The sequence below is a fragment of the Brachyspira catarrhinii genome (assembly GCF_005518285.1).
GTDB lineage: Bacteria > Spirochaetota > Brachyspiria > Brachyspirales > Brachyspiraceae > Brachyspira > Brachyspira catarrhinii.
In genome coordinates this window covers 1-791 of sequence record NZ_SJDU01000661.1, presented here as the reverse complement: position 1 = coordinate 791, position 791 = coordinate 1, and the positions used below count along the sequence as shown (strand labels likewise).

General features: G+C 26.5%; 1 protein-coding gene. It reads left to right on the top strand.

Annotated features, from left to right (window positions below; translation table 11 throughout):
• A partial coding sequence (locus EZH24_RS14400; protein WP_161976184.1) for a hypothetical protein occupies positions 1-681 on the top strand: 681 nt, incomplete at its 5' end.
• Positions 682-791 lie beyond the last annotated feature (110 nt).

Sequence of the window (791 nt, the reverse complement as noted above, 5' to 3'; positions counted from 1 at the left end):
CAATCTTCACAATATGGCAGTGATTGGAATCCTCATATAGAAATATTAAACTTTTCTGATAATTCAATTCAAGAATTTTATAAAATGGTATTTACTAAAGAAAACTTTACTACACTTAGCGGATATGATATAGTAACTACAATTAGTCAGGCAGGTAAATATGCTGGAAATTATTATGTATATGGAGGAGATACTGATACAGAAATAACAAAAGAGTATTTATTTACAATAGATGATAAAGGAAATATATATTTATATTCTGTAAAAGATTATGTAAGTAAAATAAGATGTTCATTAAATGGAAATGTATTAACTCTTGAATTCCCAGAAGCTAAATATAATTTTATTATTGAGGCAAATAGAGCAATCGCTAGTATATTAATAAATAATATAGAACAGACATCCACAATGAGAAAATCTGATTTATTAACACCTTATGCTGGTACATATTCAGAAGGAAGTATAACACTAACAGTTGATGAAGCTAATGCTGTTATAACACCAGCTGACTTAATGAACCCTAGTGCCATATTAAACGGAAATAATCTAACAATATATGACCATAGATATATTAATGATACAGCAAAAGTGGAAGAACATAAAATAGTGTTTAATGGTGATGGAACAGCTGCTTATACTAAACCAGATAACAGCGGTACTGTTACATTAAAGAAAAATTAATAAATATTAATAAAAACTAAGCCTGTCCATAAAATATTATGGGCAGGCTTTTTTATTTAATTAAATATTTAATCAAAACTTACTTACAAACTTTTATAATTACATTTTAT